The following is a 16,840-nucleotide window of genomic DNA, read 5'->3' as shown; positions in this document are numbered from 1 at the left end:
TTTTTAGTTTAATTTTATCGTTAAGCTTTTTATTTAAATTTAAAAATAATAGATATAGAGTGAACAATGTTGTCGTTGTTTCCTCTATGTTGTGCTCACTCTTTTTTATTTATAAACCTTTAGCCTTGTTTTTGTTGAACATTGCTTTATGTTTTATTGTGCTTGAAACTTTTGTAGTTTTAAAATACAAGGATTTTAATGAGGGTATTTTGGAGTCAATCTTAAATACCAACAAAAATGAATTGATCGAGGTGTTGAGTAAAAATTTAATCCTCATTCTTCCTGCATTCCTTGTCATTTTACTTGTTAATTTTTATATTTCTTCTCAAATACAAACCAATCTTAAACTTGGCTTGCTACTGTTGACGCCTTTTTTTATTACTGTAGTTGCATCACAACTACGTCTGATGCGTGTAGATAGAAAGTTAAAGAAATATGCAACAAATAGTAGTGCTTTTAATGTACTAAATTCTCTAGATAAGTTAGATAAGAATGTCATCTCTAGCATTAGAACGAAGTATCCGATACTTTTTGGGAATTTGTTTTATTTGGTCAATTATCGTGGTGGTGACGAGGTGAGTTTCGATGCAGATCGCGATTTACTTGATTGTTTGAAAGATGAAAAAACGGTAAAGGCTAAAAACATTATTTTGGTGATTGGGGAGTCTGCAATTCCTGATCGGTTTAGTCTTTATGGTTATACTGGATTTTTAACCACACCAAAACTGAGTCAATGGAAAAATCCCATTGTTTTAGAGGGTGTACATTCATTGTCAAATATGACAAGAACGGCATTACCTTTTTTAATTTCTTATCCTCAGGTTAATGATTTTTCAAAAGCATATACCTGTAAAAATATTTTTGACATCGCAAAAGCGAAATCCGTAAATACGGTGTGGATAGGAAATCAGGCCATTGATAGCCTATTTACATCAAGTTATGGCCCTATTGCGAAGTGTGCAAATCTAGTCCTCTCACGAGACTATACATCAGAAGGCATACCATTTAATCCTAAAGATGACTTTGACTTATTAGCCTCTATTGAAGCCGAGTTTGAGAAAAGTGCGAAACAATCCAATTTAAATAACTTATTTGTTATTCATACTGTTGGTAGTCATGCACCTTACTCAATTCGAGTTGATAAAGAAGATCGCGCTGCCTTAAAAGGCGCTGATGACTACGATTTATCAATTCACCATACCGATCGGTTTTTAGATCAAGTGAAAGGCTTGGCGGATGATACATTAGAAGACTATATTTTTATTTACACCTCAGATCATGGTGAAGTGGTGGAAGATGAAGGGGGTGGCTTAGAGCATGGTTTAACTTTCGGTGGCTATCAACAATACAAAGTGCCATTTATTATTCTAAACAAGAGTGATTTTGTTTTAGATACAGAAAAATATAGAAAGTCGAATGGTCTTTATGCTAATGATATTTGTTCATTCTTGATTGCTGAATGTTTGGGATATCACGTGGATGAGGAATTCCTTGCGAGATATACTGCAGTAGATCAAATTCTGCACTCTGATTATAGGGTTTATTGGTATAAAGATTTACCTCAGCCGCTGAAACAACATAAGATTGCAGCGTAGATTAAAGTTAGTTTACAAAATAAAATGCCAGTCAAAAAGATTGGCATTTTTTATACTAGAGTATTGATTAATTTTAAATAATCCAATTTAAAAATCACAAAAGTATGATCATCCATGTAGAAAATATCATTGTTAATGCAACAAACTGAGCGGCACTCCCCATGTCCTTTGCATTTTTTGACAACTCATGCTTTTCTAGTGAAATACGATCTACTACGGCTTCAATTGCAGAATTAAAAAGTTCGACAATGATGGCAAATAAGCATACTGCAACCATTAATGCTCTTTCAGCCGATGATACATTTAAAGTAAAGCTCATAGGTATAAGAATTATATTAAGTAGTACAATTTGTCGAAATGCAGCTTCATTTAAATATGCAGCTTTAAAGCCACTTAATGAATACAGTGTTGCATTAATAATCCTTTTTAAACCAGTTTTACCTTTAAAAGATGAATAATTGCTCATAGTAAATTTATAAAATCTCGATGCGTTATATCAAATAACTAGGTATATATATTAATTATGCTGTGTTTTGATTGGTTTTTATATGATTCATATAAAATTTAATTATAAATTTTTTGAGCGCTTTCTATTTTCCTAAACCTTTTATAACCCCACAAATACTGCTCTGGAGCAATGTTAATCATTCGCTCCATTTCCTTATTTAAGGTATCTACAGAAAGCTGTAAGTCTTTAGAGAGAATATCTGTTGATAACTCAGTTACATGAATATCAAAGCCGTTTAGATCATCATGACGTAGACAACTCAAGCCAATTACAGAGCATTGGGTTTTTGCAGCCAATTTAGAGAGCAGGGTGGAAGATAGAGCATTCTGTCCATAAAAAGGTGAGTAAATACCACCACTTTCTTTGGGCACATGATCAGGAAGAATAGCAGCGAAGCCACCCTGTTTTAAATGCTTGAATAAAGCCCTTACTCCCGTTTCATCAGTAGGGACAAGGGTAGCATTTAAACGTTGCCGTGCTTCGAACATAAACCGATCGACATCAGGATTTTTGCTCGGTTTATACATGATGACTGGGCTAGTGTGTTGATTCACCCAGGCATTAAGTAACTCCCAAGTACCAAAATGAGGAACGACTGCCAAAGTTCCATTCGGATTTTTCAGTGCATCAGTAAAAATTTCCGGATGATGAATATTCCGAATCTGTTTTAATGCAAATTCAGGTTCAGAACCCCAAATTTTGACTGACTCGGCATAGGTCATACATTGACTTTGAACACTTCGTTTTGCCAGTCGTGTACGTTCCGATGCTGACAGTTCGGGATAGGCGATTCCTAAGTTAATTTCTGTAGTGCGGCGAATCGAAGAATTCGTGATATAGAGAAGTGATCCAACACTTTTCGCCAAATTTTGAATGAATCTTAACGGGAGTTTGGAAAAGTTCTTGAGTAATGCGTACATGGTGGGCAGCTTGCCTGATTAAGATTCTTGATCAGGATTGCCTTTAAGCACCATATAAATTAAACCTACAAAAATGACAAGTGCACCTAAAATACTGCTCAGGCAGAAGTACACAATACGGTCATTAGTGTCCAAGTTAAACAGGTTGTTTGCAAGGATATAGCGCATGAACAGCCATTGTACGACTGAAAACACGATCAGCATGATGCCACGGTTACGAACAGCAGGACGCATCGCCATTGCCAAATTACCTAAAAATAGAAACTGAAGCTATTATGCCACTGTCGTGCAGGCTTCTCAATGCAATAAAAAAGCCCTGCTAGAACAGGGCTTTTTTACTTAAATCATCAAGAAATTATTCTTGAGATTCAGCTTTTGGTTTTTCACGTAAGCGAATACCCAAATCACGTAGTTGAGTTGATTCAACTGGTGCAGGTGCTTGAGTCAATGGACATTCAGCAGTTTTGGTTTTCGGGAATGCAATCACGTCACGGATTGAAGATGCACCAGTCATCAACATCACCAGACGATCCAGACCGAATGCTAAACCACCGTGAGGAGGCGCACCGAATTTCAATGCATTTAACAAGAAGCTGAATTTCTCTTCTGCTTCTTCTTCAGAAATACCTAGCGCTTCGAAGATCGCTTTTTGCATTTCCAGAGTATAGATACGCAGTGAACCACCACCGATTTCAGTACCGTTCAATACCATATCGTAAGCCACAGACAATGCTTCACCTGGATTATTCTTCACATCTTCAACGCTTGATTTAGGAAGCGTGAACGGATGGTGAACAGAAGTCCATTTACCATCATCAGTTTCTTCGAACATTGGGAAGTCAACTACCCAAAGCGGAGCCCATTCGCAAGTTGCAAGGTTCATGTCATGACCAATTTTCACACGAAGTGCACCCATTGCATCATTCACAACTTTGGCTTTGTCTGCACCGAAGAATACGATATCGCCATTTTCAGCACCAACACGTTTTAATAGATCCAGTACGATAGGTTCAATGAATTTAACGATAGGTGATTGAAGACCTTCGATACCTTTTTCAAGTTCATTAACTTTGATGTAAGCCAGACCTTTCGCACCGTAGATACCCACGAATTTAGTATATTCATCGATTGCGCTACGTGGCAGTGAACCCGCACCTGGAACGCGAAGCGCAACGACACGGCCTTTAGGATCTTTAGCAGGACCTGCGAATACTTTGAACTCAACATCTTGCATCAAGTCTGCAACATCAACGAGTTTCAAAGGAATACGTAAGTCTGGTTTGTCAGAAGCGTAGTCACGCATTGCTTCTGAATAAGGCATACGTTGGAATTTGTCGAATTTGATGCCAAGAAGTTCGTCGAACATCTTAACAGTCATACCTTCCATCAAATCCATAATATCGTCATCGCTCATGAACGATGTTTCGATGTCGATTTGAGTGAATTCAGGCTGACGATCCGCACGTAAGTCTTCGTCACGGAAACATTTAGCGATCTGGTAGTAACGATCTACACCACCCACCATTAACAACTGTTTGAATAGCTGTGGTGATTGTGGAAGAGCATAGAAGCTACCATTAGATACACGGCTTGGAACTAAGTAGTCACGCGCACCTTCAGGAGTCGCACGAGTCAAGATCGGAGTTTCAACGTCTAGGAAACCGTGATCGTCTAAATAGTTACGAATCAGGTTGGTCACTTTAGAACGGAAACGTAAACGATCGATCATTTCAGGACGACGGATGTCCAAGAAACGATATTTCAAACGAATTTCTTCAGAAATGCTTGTGCTTTCGTCATTCAATGGGAATGGAGGAGTTTCGGATTGAGCAAGAACTTCGATTTCTTTACCTAATACTTCGATTTGACCACTCACCATGTTGGCATTTTCAGTACCCGCATAACGGCGACGTACACGGCCTGTAATTTTTAATACGTATTCAGAACGTGCTTTGTCTGCTGTTGCAAACGCTTCAGGTGTATCTGGGTCGATAACCACTTGAACAAGACCGTCACGGTCACGCATGTCAAGGAAGATGACACCACCGTGGTCACGGCGACGGTGTACCCAACCGCATAATGTTACGGTCTGGTCAATTTGAGCTTCGGTTAAAGAACCGCAGTAATGAGTTCGCATCATAGCGTTAAAAATCCAACTATATGGGTTAAGGAAGCGTATACGTAAACAGCGTACCGCCTTTAGCAAAGGTAGGATTATGCCTCTTTGGGCATGTTGTCACAAGAACTTGAGGCAAAAACAGTATCATTTTAAAGTGAATAAGCAGGAAGTGGGAGATTTTCCTAGCCCATACGCCGATCACGATCCAGAAATAAAAATAGCAGACAGCCCAGACTAAAGGTAATTAAAAAGCCTTGGCTAAATTCATTGATAGAGCGGCCGGTAAAATAATACAGATTAGAACGCCAAGCATCATCCGGAATATAGCGTATATAGTCCCATGTCGAAAATAAACCTGTGAGCGTAGATAGACCGAATAGACCCCAGCAAAAGATGAGGGTCTTGTGACTGACGCTTAGATATTGCCGATGAGTTTTATAGTAATGCAGACTCATCCACAGAATAAAAGGTAGCGCCAGAGCAGAAGTCCCGATCTGTAAAATCCGGTGTAGGGGATAAGTTCGTCCTAAAATTTGATACTGCTGGCTGAGAATGTCATAAAAGGCAAAGGTTCGAAAATCCGCATGGGTGAGACCATCCCAAATAATATGGGTGGCTGTCCCAATCACCACTGCAATACACATAGCGCAAATAAATCTGAACGCTGAAAATAGGTTATGAATATTTAAATCATGCTGTATGCCAATGAAACGATAAATCACTGGCCGGTAAATCAGGTACCAGACTGCACAAAAAATAAGACCAATCCATAAATCGGGGTGAATCAGCGAAGACCATAAATGGGTGATATTAGAATTTTTATGGGTGAAAAGCCGGTATAGGTCTGGAACCATACTGCCAATTGCTAGCGCAGCAACAGGAAGCCGGTTGCCGGTCAAATATGAAATAGGCGGTGCGAGTACAGCATGGGATAAAGTAAAGGGCATAAAAAATAGTGTTTTACTACAATGAAAAATATTCAAACGACATTCTAATAAAATATCTCATTGATTACCGTAAAGGATTGCAAAAGCAATGAAATGTTATATTATAACACTATTCGAAATTGCTGAATTTGAGCTTGGGTCATGTCCTTTTCTAAGAATCTAATAACACTCTCAATTTTTGCTGTAGTTACACCTACGGTATTTGCAGAACAATCATCTTCTTCTATTCCTGTACAAACTATGGATACCATTCAGGTACAAGCTCATCCATTAGTACAGACTGCGGCAGATTTTGCAGTTGCTGATCTGATGGTGGACCAGAAAGCTTTGTCTGAACGTGCGACAACTATTGGTGATGCGCTGGCAGATGAACTTGGGGTGTATTCAAATCAGTATGGGACCGGAGCGAGCCGACCGGTAATTCGAGGACAAGATGGTCCACGTGTCAAAGTTTTGCAGCATGCTTCCGAAACGGCTGATGTATCTACTCTATCTCCTGACCATGCGGTGACGGTTGATCCGATTCTGGCCAAACAGGTCGAAGTGATTCGCGGCCCATCAACTTTGCTTTATAGCGCGGGAACCGTCGGTGGTCTGGTCAATGTCACTGACCAGAAAATCCCTACCCAAATGCCGGAAGATGGTCTGGAAGGGACTGTTGGACTACGTTACAACTCGGGCAGTGATGAAAAACTGGCAAGTGCAGGCGTGACTGCTGCAGTCGGTGAAAATTTTGCGCTACGTGTCGAAGGTACTAAACACAAAGCCAATGACTATATTGCGCCTGATTATGTAGTAGAAGAACCTCATGGCGATCATTCACATTTTCACAAAGAACGTCGTGTAGGCAATACTTTTGCTGAAGGCCAGACTGTAAATATTGGTGGGTCATGGATTCATGATCGTGGTTTTGTGGGGCTATCTTATAGTAACCGTCAGGATCAATATGGCTTGCCGGGCCATAGTCATGAATATCATGGCTGTGTATTGCATGGTGATCATTTCCATGGCTGTCCAGAGCCGGGGGCTGCCGTAGAGCATGAAGAAGAACATGGCGGACCATGGGTAGACCTAAAATCTGAACGTTATGAGGTACGTACTGAACTGGAACAGCCTTTTGCCGGTTTTGACAAGTTACGTGCCCATGCCAGTTTTACTGATTATGAGCATGATGAGCTGGAAGAAAATGAAGTCATTAGTAATTTCAAAAGCAAAGGCTACGATGGTCGTTTAGAACTAGTCCATGTTCCGGTTGCTGGTTGGGAAGGAGTAATTGGCACCCAATATAGCCAGCAGAAAATCAATCTGGCTGCTACTGAACATGATCATCATGAAGATGGTGACGAGGATGATGAAGAACATCATGTTCATGGTTCAAGCGTGGTCATGCCAGATACCAAAACTGAAAAATACAGTCTGTTTGCCCTAGAGCATAAACAACTCGGTGATGTGCATGTCGAACTGGGTGCACGTATCGATCATCAAAAAGTACAAGTTGAATCTGAACAGAAAAATTATTCAGGCACAGGCGTCTCTGCTTCTGCCGCGGCGAATTGGGAATTTGCCCCGAACTATAAGTTATCCATTGTAGGTTCACATCAGCAACGTTTACCACTGGCTCAAGAGCTATATGCCAATGGCCTGCATTTTGCCACCAATACCTATGAAGTTGGTAATCCTGATCTGGATAAAGAAAGCTCGAATAACCTGGAGCTGGGTTTCGAATATGAAGGTGATAAGCTGGATTATCATGCGCATATTTACCATAACTGGTTTGATGACTATATCTACGGCGCGACTACGGCGAGAAATGGAAATTTGCGTGGGGTAGAATATACCCAAGACAAAGCCCGTTTCTATGGGGCTGAAGCAGAAGCTACTTATGCATTAAATGACACATACAAGCTTGGTGTATTCGGTGATTACGTGCGCGGCAAAATTGAGGGTGAAAATGCACCCCGTATTCCAGCAGGCCGCTTAGGAACCAAGGTTGAAGCAGACTTTGCCGATGGCTGGTCAGGAATGGCAGAGTATTATCATGTCTTTAATCAGGACAAAACGGCCAGTTATGAAGATGAAACCCAAGGCTATAACATGGTCAATGTCGGCCTAAGCTATGCCAATACTATTGCCGATAAAAATGCCTATCGGGTTTATTTTAAAGCCAATAATCTGCTCGATGATCAGGTCTATTCACATAGCTCATTCCTGTCGAATATTCCGCAAGTCGGACGTAATTTCACAGTCGGCGTACAATATGATTTCTAGGATTCAGATGAAATAACTGACTGAATCCAAGTACTGTCACTGAAATAGACTTGAAAAATCATCAGATTAAACCTAGCCTGAGCATATTGGGTTAGGTTTTTTCTTATGCGTATCTTTCAACGAATTCACAATAAACTGAACTGGTCAAACCGCCGTTATGCGGCCTTGATCATTGGTGTGCTGATGGCCAGTTATCTGGCTTCAGCAATTTATCATACTTATAAACCGTTACCTGAAGGGCTGAATTACACGGGTAAGCTGCGCCATGCACAGGTGAAATTTCTGGTCGATCAGACTTATCTGGATGCACAGGGCAAGCAACAACTGGATCATCAGATTTTTAATGAAATGCTGAAGATGGTTGAGGAAGCAAAATCCCTGATCGTGCTGGATATGTTTCTGTTTAATCAGCAGACTGGGGCTTCCAAACAGCAACATCAGGCACTCAGCAAACAGCTTACAGATGCTTTACTCAACAAGCGATTGATGCAGCCTGAAGTGGAAATCAAATTTATTACCGATCCGATTAATTCTGTCTACGGTGGAATTACAGCACAGCATTATCGTGAACTGCGTCAGGCGGGAGTAGATGTAATCGAAACCAATCTGACACCGCTGCGTGCTTCTAATCCAAGCTGGTCAGGTTTCTGGTATCTGTGCTGTCAGGGGATTGGCAATAATCCAGAGAAAGGCTGGTTGCCGAATCCGTTTGGTCCAGAAAAAGTGACCTTACGCAGTTATTTCGATTTGTTTAATTTCAAAGCCAATCATCGTAAAACACTGGTCGTCGATACAGATCAGGGCTGGAAAGCACTAGTCACTTCAATGAACCCCCATGATGGCAGTTCACGGCATTCCAATATCGGTCTACTGGTTTGGGGCAGAACAGCGATTGATATTCTTGCGACAGAACAGGCGGTCGGGATCATGTCTCAAGCCAATATGCCGGCTGTGATTGCAGGTGAGTTTGAAGCAGAAAAAAAACAGCCTCAAGTTCAGGTGCTAACTGAAAAAGCCATTTATGAGGGAGTTCTAAAGCTGCTTGAAACGGCGAAAGCAGATGAGCAGATTGATCTGGCCATGTTCTATCTGTCAGAACGTAAGATTGTGAAAGGGTTGATTGCAGCGCATGAGCGCGGAGTGAAACTTCGGGTTTTACTTGATCCAAATAAAGATGCATTTGGTCGTGAAAAAAATGGCATTCCTAACCGGCAGGTGGCTTCAGAACTGCATAAAGCTGGTATTCCGGTACGCTGGTGTAATACTCAAGGCGAGCAATGTCACAACAAAATTCTGATGAAATCCGGTGCCCAGCAAGCTGAAATGATTTTAGGTTCCGCCAATTTCACGGCACGTAATCTGAAAAATTATAATCTGGAAACCAATCTGCGTGTGGTGGGTCAGCCTCAGGCAGAAGTCTTTAGCGATGCGCAGCAGTATTTCAATACGGCCTGGTCTAATTTGAATGGCCGTTCCATGAGCGTGGACTATGCTCAATATGCTGAAGAGTCATTCTGGAAATACTGGTTATACCGTTTTATGGAATGGAGTGGCTGGTCGACGTTTTGATTTTAAATCCCTCCTAACCTCCCTTTAAAAAAGGGAGGAAAGTCCCTCTTTATCAAAGAGGGATTTAGGGAGATTTCTAGTATTAGCTTTTCGGTTCCGGATTCGGCGGAACCAGTTGATCCAGTTCTTTATCTGTCAACTCATCCAGTTCAGAAATATCAGTCTTGATTTTCCATTGTGCTTCATCATCCACCGGATTTGGTAAACGTGCTTCTAGCCAGTCACATACCACATCTGGTGGAAAGTCGGCATGATTGCACTGGATCACCCAAGACAGGAAATCTTTAGCGACACCATTCATATAAGGAGGTGGAGAAACTGGAAGAAACTGAGTCGGCAGGCGCTCATTTTTAGAAATATAGTTCAGGACATGACCCAGTTCCTGCACAGTTTGCCATGCTAAAGGATGATCAACATTGATCTGAAATTTAAACCACCAGGCCTGTTTCCCATCCGAGCCATAGCTATCAATCAGTCCTTTTTGAACACTGGGTACCTTGCAAAAATATTCATATAAACGATCGAAATTTAAATCAGACACAGTATGCAACTCAAAGCATTAAAAAAGTGATATTAGCATACGCACTTCAGCGCTCATCACGCAAGCCTGTTAAAGTCATGGAATCAATTACAAAACTTTGCAGCAGCAGGGAATTTATCCATATTTTCTGCATGGGTTTTGGTTAAAATATGGTCAGAAATCTTTGGAGGACGCACTTATGAAAAAATTAGCTTCAGGTGCATTGCTGGCTTCATTTCTGTTCGGTATTGCGGTGCCCGCTTGGGCGGATAATGCCTGGGTAGGCTATACAGGTGTTGATCGTTCTAAACCTCAACATCGTCCTCCATCGCGTCCTCATTATGCACCACAGCCGCCTCATTCGCAGCGGCCTTATTATCCGCAACGTCCGTCCCATGGCGGATATTATCCTCCTGCGCAGAGTCAAAGCGGGTTCAATATCCAGTATCAGGCACCGACCACGATTTACCAGAATTCCAATAGCTATAGTTGGGTCAATGGTGATCCGAATGTAGCCCACATTGAAAGTTCGAGATATACAGTGATTACTGACTGGCAGCGTTTGGGATTACCGGCACCACCACGCGGAAGTTACTGGATTTATGAAAATGGACGTTATGTGTTGATGAATAACCGTTAAAAGAAATTCCCTCTCTTGTTAGGAGAGGTGATTAATTACCCTCTTGCGAAGCAGTGCTTCTCACCTTTTGCAAAGGGGGACTTTTCTATGACTATGCCAACTCATCATCTTCAGGACGTGGAGTTTTACCTTCTGGTAATGGCTTTTCGCTATGCTTGTCACGAATGACGGATGGATAGGTCCAGGACGCATAACGGACCACCAGAATGGCAAAAGCCAAAATCAGAATCGAGCCGGTAATAATGACCTGATCCATGCTGGCTTTGTGCGTATGTTGAATATCAGAAATCAGTAAACGGGTCAGGGCAGTAATCGCAATATAAATCAGGAACCGAACCGGCATGTGATTGGTCTTGAAATAGATGCCGACCATGGCACCAAGTTCCAGATAGATAAACAGCAAAAGAATATCGTCAATGGTGGCAAACTGTTTGACGGTTAAAATGTCAAATACGGTATGACCTGCGGACCAGATCACCATACAGCCAATAATAAACAGCGCAAGATAATGGAAACTTTCAACGGCAAGGTTGCCAAAACGGTCGAGGAGAGTTTCTATTCTTTTTACTTTAGACTCAGATTTACTCATGTTCTCCTCCAGAATTTTCATGTGAAATAACATATGAACAGGAAAGAACTAGCAAAGATCATGCACAAAAAGAGAAAAATAAAATAAAAGTGAAATTATTCGAACTTTTGCACTTTTTTTGCACTAACTTGTTATATTGTATGAGAACTACATTGAATAAATAGGAGAAAAAAATGTTGGACAAAATTCAAACAAAAATTAGTCAATTAGAAGCAGGAAAAAAATTAATCCTGGGCACGGGGATCAAGGCTGAAGAGATGCAAAAAGTGCTTGAACTGTGTGAATCTCTAGAGTCGCAAGGGGGAATTAAAATAGTAAATAAGCATTTCAATCCTAAAATAACGACGCAACCAGATACAATTTTGATTGAAAAAGTATAATGTATAAAAAGCCCTGCAGATGCAGGGCTTTTTATATGGATTCACGTCAAGATTAAGCTTGAGTTGTGAAGTAATCTTCAGAGAAATTCATCACTACTTCGCAACCAGCTTTCACTTTAGTGATACGCAGTGCTAGTTCAGGCAAGATGCGTTGCGTGAAATAACGCGCAAGCGCAAGTTTGTTTTGGTAGAACTCACCATCTTTGTCTTTTGCAGCATTAGCAATACGTGCAAACATATAAGAGAAGCTCAATAGGCCTACTGCGTGTAGATAATCAACCGCTGCAGCATTTGGGAATTCTGCATTTTCGCCAGCAGCTTCAAGCACGAACTGAGTCAATGATTCGACTTCAGTAGCTGCATCTAAAGTTGCATCTTTAATGAAGTTCAGGTCTGCATCTAACTGGTTCGCAAAGTCGCGGATTTCTTCGATGTATTCACCGATGTACGCACCGCCACATTTAATGGTTTTACGGCCGATTAAATCTTGTGACTGAACACCGTTGGTTCCTTCGTAAATCTGTGAAATACGCAGGTCGCGGATACACTGTTCCATACCCCATTCACGGATATAACCATGTCCACCAAAGACCATTTGTGCATCTAGGGTTGCTTGGAATGCAGTATCCGTCAGGTAAGCTTTTGCAATTGGTGTCAACAGTGCCACACGGTCATTGGCTTTTTTCACGGCTTCAGGATCAGTCGAGAACTTGGTGATGTCCAGTTGTTGACCTACATAGACTGCAAATGCACGAGATGCTTCGTTGTTTGCACGAACATTCAGCAACATACGACGTACATCACCATGTACCAAAATGCTGTCTGCCGGTTTAGCCGGTGATTGAGCACCAAGTGCACTACGACCCTGTAAACGGTCTGTCGCGTATTGTGCAGCATTTTGATAAGCAAATTCTGAAGCGCCTAGGCCTTGGATGCCCATAGACAGACGTTCGTAGTTCATCATCACGAACATGGCTGCCAGACCTTCATTTTCTTTACCCACCAGGTAACCTTTGGCGCCGTCAAAGTTCATTACGCAAGTTGCAGATGCCTTGATTCCCATTTTGTGTTCGATTGAACCTGGGCCAACCGGGTTACGTTCGCCAATTGAACCATCTTCATTGACCAGGAACTTCGGTACGATGAACAGGGAAATACCGCGAGAGCCGGCAGGCGCATCAGGCGTTTTTGCCAGCACCAGGTGAATGATGTTTTCAGCAAGATCGTGGTCACCACCGGTGATAAAGATTTTGGTACCGGTAATGCTATACGTACCATCTTCATTACGTTCAGCTTTGGTTTTGATAATACCCAGATCAGTACCGGCATGTGGTTCAGTTAAGCACATGGTGCCTGACCATTCGCCAGAATAGATTTTAGGAAGATAGGTTTCTTTTTGTTCTTGAGATGCATAACTGTTTAAAGCCATACCTGCACCCACAGAAAGAAGCGGGTAGAGCATGAAAGATGGGTTGGTTGCAAACAGCATTTCATCAGAAAGTACGGTAAGCATTTTCGGCATTTCCTGGCCGCCCCATTCTGCATCGGCACCCAGACCGATCCAGCCACCTTCAGCATATTGTTTGAATGCTTCTTTAAAGCCAGCAGGTGTGGTGACATTGCCATTTTCATATTTTGCGCCTTCTTCATCACCGGTACGGTTTAGAGGAAGCATGACGTTTTGCGCAAACTTCGCCATTTCTTCAAGAATGGCTTCTGCTGTGGCAGTATCCAAGTGGGCAAGATTTTCATTCGCCTGCCAGAACTGTTCTGCATTGAAAACATCATTCAGGATGAATTTCATGTCAGCAAGTGGCGCGTTATAAATTGGCATAGTATGTCACCTGTTTTATTGTTTAATTGGATTGTTTTGGCCCAGTCTAAAGCATTAAAAATCTGAATGTTAGACGACTAAAGGTTAATTCTGTAACTCTTTATAAAGAAAAAGGACTGCCTGAAGATGACCGTCCTTTTTCTTATTATGCATTTAAAACTGCATCAGCTTAGAATGCGAAATGTTCAGCATCTAAAGACATAAGTGGTTCTACACCAGTTGCAATCACGTCTACGTGTGAACGAACACGTGGCAGGATTTTCTTGAAGTAGAAGCGTGCAGTCGTCAATTTAGCATTGTAGAAGTCTGCATCAGTGGTACCTGCAGCAAGAGTCTCTTGAGCAACCAGTGCCATACGAGCCCACAGGTAAGCCAGTGTTACATAACCAGAGAAGTACAGGTAATCTACTGCAGCTGCACCCACTTCTTCAGGGTTTTGCATCGCACGCATACCAATCTGCATGGTCAGGTCGCCCCATTCTTTGTTCAATGCCGCAAGCGGTTCAACAAATTCTTTCATTGCAGAATTGTCTTTGTTCGCTTCCGCAAATTTGTGGATGATCTTGGTGAAGTCTTTCAACATCGCACCTTGAGTACCCAATACTTTACGGCCTAACAGGTCAAGCGCTTGAATCTCAGTCGTACCTTCGTACAGGCAGGCAATACGTGTATCACGTACGATTTGTTCCATGCCATGCTCAGAGATAAAGCCATGACCACCGAAGACTTGAACACCATGTTTCGCAGCTTCTGAACCTGTTTCAGTCAGGAATGCTTTTGCGATTGGAGTTAATAGCGACAGGATATTGTCAGCGAACTTACGCTCTTCTTCAGAAGTACCTTGTTCAACCACATCAGCATATTGAGCCAACAGGTAAACCAACGCACGACCACCTTCAGCAAATGCTTTTTGAGTTAAAAGCATGTTACGTACAGCTGGGTGAACGATAATTGGATCTGCTTCTTTTTCAGGTGCCTTAGGACCAGAAAGAGAACGCATTGCCAGACGGTCTTTAGCATAAGTTAAAGCGCCTTGGAACGCTGCTTCAGATGCAGACAGACCTTGTACAGCAGTACCGATACGTGCAGTGTTCATGAATGTAAACATGCAGTTCAGACCACGGTTTTCAGGACCGATCAGGAAGCCTTTTGCGTTATCGAAGTTGATGACACAAGTTGCGTTACCATGAATCCCCATCTTGTGTTCGATTGAACCACAACGTACGCCGTTACGCTCGCCAATTGAGCCGTCAGCATTCAGGTTGAATTTTGGTACGATGAACAGAGAAATACCTTTAGTACCTTTAGGCGCGCCAGGAAGACGCGCAAGTACGATGTGGATGATGTTCTCTGCCATGTCGTGTTCACCAGCAGAGATAAAGATTTTCTCGCCAGAGATTGCATAGCTACCATCAGTTTGTGGTTCAGCTTTAGTACGGATGATGCCGAGGTCAGAACCTGCATGAGATTCAGTCAGACACATGGTACCTGTCCATTCACCTGAAACCAGTTTAGGCAGGTAAGCGTCTTTTTGTTCTTGAGAACCGTGGTGTTCTAAAGTACGAACTGCACCATGAGATAGACCAGGGTACATACCCCATGCCCAGTTCGCAGTACCCACCATTTCAGAAATAGTGATACCTAAAGAATTTGGTAAGCCTTGACCGCCGTATTGCTCTTCCGCAGAAAGAGAAGGGAAGCCTAGCTCGATGTATTTTTGGTACGCTTCTTTAAAGCCAGTCGGTGTTGTTACAACGCCGTCATTCCAGGTACAACCTTCACGGTCGCCAACTTGATTTAGAGGAGATAATTCATTTTCACAGAAGTCAGCTGCAGCTTCTAGGTACTGATCAACCAACTCACGGCTTACGTTTTCTTGAAACGCAGGAAGTTTTGCGTAATGTTCTTCAGCATTTAATAATTCGTGTAGAACGAATTGCATGTCACGTAAGGGCGCTTTGTATTGTGGCATATCGGTTTCCTCAATACTGGTTTAGACCAGCGTTATCATCCTAAATTAATTGAAACGTGCCTTCAGTGACACGTATTGCTATGAATCTAATCGTGCAACATCTTGCCCAGCCATACAAGCTTTCAGGCGGCTTTCTTGGTGACTATAAAGTCAAAGATTAATCTGCACAGAACAGTAAACATATTGACTGCAAAGACTTTTGTAGAAATTAGCAGAACATGAATGGTCAAAAGAGGACTGAGGAGTCAGCCATAAAAAAAGGCACCCGAAGGTGCCTGAATTTGAAGGAATAAGAAACGTAGAAGAAGATCAAGATGCAGCTTTAGTCATCTTAATGGGTGCATTCGGCTGGAAGTGCACGATACATTGACCATCAATAGTTTGAGTACCCGCTTTCACTTGAACGGCCTTGCCGTGGGTTTGACCTTTACAAGCGTTGGCAAACGCAGTTTGTAGAGCCTGACGTTCTGATAAACGCTGATCATACTGTTTAACCATTTCTGCACGTTGACTATCCGTTAATGCTTCTCCACGGTTCATACCACCTCGGAATTCACCACGCATTGGACGATGTTCACCGCGCATACCACGGAATTCACCACGTTGACCTTTCATGCCTTTATGGTCAGGTTTGAAAGAAATCTTGCATTGACCATCAATGGTCTTATCACCCACCTTGATTTGGACTGCACTACCTACAGCTTTACCGTCACAGGCCTGTTGAATCTGTTTATGCAATTGCATGCGTTCTGCACGAGCGGCTTTGAATTGTTCGCGTTGCTCTGGAGTGAGACGATGCTGTTTTTGACTTTCATGATGTTTCATCATACGAGAATGCTCTTTCTGCTCATTCACGTTGCTAGTAGATTGACAGGCAGTTAATGCACCCATCGATAAAACACTGGCACTGATTAAGGCGATTTTTGTCATTGCTTTCATGTTTTTACCCCATTCAAGAGCTGATTTTTTTGATGAGTAA

General features: G+C 42.0%; 15 protein-coding genes. 5 read left to right on the top strand and 10 right to left on the bottom strand.

Annotation, left to right across the window (positions count from 1 at the left end):
• Window positions 1-59 precede the first annotated feature (59 nt).
• Window positions 60-1,595, top strand: a complete 1,536-nt coding sequence (locus AC4MCD_RS11935; RefSeq protein WP_158653484.1) for a phosphoethanolamine transferase — start codon at window positions 60-62, stop codon at window positions 1,593-1,595.
• Between the two features lie 94 nt (window positions 1,596-1,689).
• Here the strand turns inward: AC4MCD_RS11935 and AC4MCD_RS11930 are convergent, their stop codons facing one another.
• The 5 genes from AC4MCD_RS11930 to AC4MCD_RS11910 form a co-directional block, all read right to left on the bottom strand.
• Complete coding sequence (locus AC4MCD_RS11930; RefSeq protein WP_067728459.1) at window positions 1,690-2,061, bottom strand: diacylglycerol kinase; 372 nt, start codon at window positions 2,059-2,061, stop codon at window positions 1,690-1,692.
• A 98-nt stretch (window positions 2,062-2,159) separates the two neighbouring features.
• Window positions 2,160-3,023 (bottom strand): lysophospholipid acyltransferase family protein, encoded by an 864-nt coding sequence (locus tag AC4MCD_RS11925; protein WP_491876173.1) that lies wholly within the window; start codon window positions 3,021-3,023, stop codon window positions 2,160-2,162.
• 18 nt (window positions 3,024-3,041) lie between these two features.
• A complete protein-coding gene (locus AC4MCD_RS11920; protein WP_005232078.1) occupies window positions 3,042-3,263 on the bottom strand; it encodes a hypothetical protein in 222 nt (73 codons plus the stop codon).
• A 115-nt stretch (window positions 3,264-3,378) separates the two neighbouring features.
• Window positions 3,379-5,163 (bottom strand): aspartate--tRNA ligase, encoded by a 1,785-nt coding sequence (gene aspS / locus AC4MCD_RS11915; protein WP_491876172.1) that lies wholly within the window; start codon window positions 5,161-5,163, stop codon window positions 3,379-3,381.
• Between the two features lie 161 nt (window positions 5,164-5,324).
• Entirely contained in the window at window positions 5,325-6,089 is a 765-nt protein-coding gene (locus AC4MCD_RS11910; protein WP_419374826.1) for a DUF4184 family protein, read from the bottom strand.
• Between the two features lie 141 nt (window positions 6,090-6,230).
• Here AC4MCD_RS11910 and znuD point away from each other — a divergent pair, with 141 nt between their 5' ends.
• On the top strand, window positions 6,231-8,357 hold the full coding sequence (znuD, locus tag AC4MCD_RS11905; protein WP_491876171.1) for a zinc piracy TonB-dependent receptor ZnuD: 2,127 nt from the start codon (window positions 6,231-6,233) through the stop codon (window positions 8,355-8,357).
• Between the two features lie 105 nt (window positions 8,358-8,462).
• Window positions 8,463-9,926, top strand: a complete 1,464-nt coding sequence (locus tag AC4MCD_RS11900) for a phospholipase D family protein (protein WP_491876170.1) — start codon at window positions 8,463-8,465, stop codon at window positions 9,924-9,926.
• 82 nt (window positions 9,927-10,008) lie between these two features.
• Here AC4MCD_RS11900 and AC4MCD_RS11895 read toward each other — a convergent pair whose 3' ends face one another.
• A complete protein-coding gene (locus AC4MCD_RS11895) occupies window positions 10,009-10,467 on the bottom strand; it encodes a hypothetical protein (protein ID WP_484457957.1) in 459 nt (152 codons plus the stop codon).
• Window positions 10,468-10,645: 178 nt separating this feature from the next.
• On the opposite strand from AC4MCD_RS11895, the gene AC4MCD_RS11890 reads away from it, so the two are divergent.
• Entirely contained in the window at window positions 10,646-11,086 is a 441-nt protein-coding gene (locus AC4MCD_RS11890; protein WP_004782152.1) for an RcnB family protein, read from the top strand.
• 91 nt (window positions 11,087-11,177) lie between these two features.
• On the opposite strand, the gene AC4MCD_RS11885 is transcribed toward AC4MCD_RS11890, so the two are convergent.
• Window positions 11,178-11,675: a phosphate-starvation-inducible protein PsiE gene (locus tag AC4MCD_RS11885; protein WP_005232065.1), complete on the bottom strand. Its 498-nt coding sequence runs from the start codon at window positions 11,673-11,675 to the stop codon at window positions 11,178-11,180.
• A 173-nt stretch (window positions 11,676-11,848) separates the two neighbouring features.
• Between AC4MCD_RS11885 and AC4MCD_RS11880 the strand changes: the two genes are divergently transcribed.
• A complete protein-coding gene (locus AC4MCD_RS11880) occupies window positions 11,849-12,055 on the top strand; it encodes a hypothetical protein (RefSeq protein WP_125279369.1) in 207 nt (68 codons plus the stop codon).
• Between the two features lie 52 nt (window positions 12,056-12,107).
• On the opposite strand, the gene AC4MCD_RS11875 is transcribed toward AC4MCD_RS11880, so the two are convergent.
• From AC4MCD_RS11875 to AC4MCD_RS11865, 3 genes are all read right to left on the bottom strand, one after another.
• Window positions 12,108-13,889 (bottom strand): acyl-CoA dehydrogenase C-terminal domain-containing protein, encoded by a 1,782-nt coding sequence (locus tag AC4MCD_RS11875; RefSeq protein ID WP_005232064.1) that lies wholly within the window; start codon window positions 13,887-13,889, stop codon window positions 12,108-12,110.
• Between the two features lie 169 nt (window positions 13,890-14,058).
• Entirely contained in the window at window positions 14,059-15,861 is a 1,803-nt protein-coding gene (locus tag AC4MCD_RS11870; RefSeq protein ID WP_419363553.1) for an acyl-CoA dehydrogenase C-terminal domain-containing protein, read from the bottom strand.
• A gap of 309 nt (window positions 15,862-16,170) precedes the next feature.
• Window positions 16,171-16,800 carry a hypothetical protein gene (locus AC4MCD_RS11865; protein WP_491876169.1) on the bottom strand — a complete coding sequence of 210 codons (630 nt, stop codon included), beginning with the start codon at window positions 16,798-16,800 and terminating at the stop codon, window positions 16,171-16,173.
• Window positions 16,801-16,840 lie beyond the last annotated feature (40 nt).

It is taken from the genome of Acinetobacter sp. CAU_H_78 (genome assembly GCF_058599365.1).
The sequence above is the reverse complement of the archived record's forward strand: the minus strand, read 5'-3'. Positions and strand labels throughout refer to the sequence as shown.

Coding starts and splice junctions, on each gene's coding strand:
- AC4MCD_RS11870 (WP_419363553.1), bottom strand. CDS start 15,861: ATGCCACAATACAAAGCGCCCTTACGTGACATGCAATTCGTTCTACAC.
- AC4MCD_RS11910 (WP_419374826.1), bottom strand. CDS start 6,089: ATGCCCTTTACTTTATCCCATGCTGTACTCGCACCGCCTATTTCATAT.
- AC4MCD_RS11920 (WP_005232078.1), bottom strand. CDS start 3,263: ATGGCGATGCGTCCTGCTGTTCGTAACCGTGGCATCATGCTGATCGTG.
- AC4MCD_RS11925 (WP_491876173.1), bottom strand. CDS start 3,023: ATGTACGCATTACTCAAGAACTTTTCCAAACTCCCGTTAAGATTCATT.
- znuD (WP_491876171.1), top strand. CDS start 6,231: ATGTCCTTTTCTAAGAATCTAATAACACTCTCAATTTTTGCTGTAGTT.
- AC4MCD_RS11900 (WP_491876170.1), top strand. CDS start 8,463: ATGCGTATCTTTCAACGAATTCACAATAAACTGAACTGGTCAAACCGC.
- AC4MCD_RS11930 (WP_067728459.1), bottom strand. CDS start 2,061: ATGAGCAATTATTCATCTTTTAAAGGTAAAACTGGTTTAAAAAGGATT.
- AC4MCD_RS11885 (WP_005232065.1), bottom strand. CDS start 11,675: ATGAGTAAATCTGAGTCTAAAGTAAAAAGAATAGAAACTCTCCTCGAC.
- AC4MCD_RS11890 (WP_004782152.1), top strand. CDS start 10,646: ATGAAAAAATTAGCTTCAGGTGCATTGCTGGCTTCATTTCTGTTCGGT.
- AC4MCD_RS11880 (WP_125279369.1), top strand. CDS start 11,849: ATGTTGGACAAAATTCAAACAAAAATTAGTCAATTAGAAGCAGGAAAA.
- aspS (WP_491876172.1), bottom strand. CDS start 5,163: ATGATGCGAACTCATTACTGCGGTTCTTTAACCGAAGCTCAAATTGAC.
- AC4MCD_RS11865 (WP_491876169.1), bottom strand. CDS start 16,800: ATGAAAGCAATGACAAAAATCGCCTTAATCAGTGCCAGTGTTTTATCG.
- AC4MCD_RS11875 (WP_005232064.1), bottom strand. CDS start 13,889: ATGCCAATTTATAACGCGCCACTTGCTGACATGAAATTCATCCTGAAT.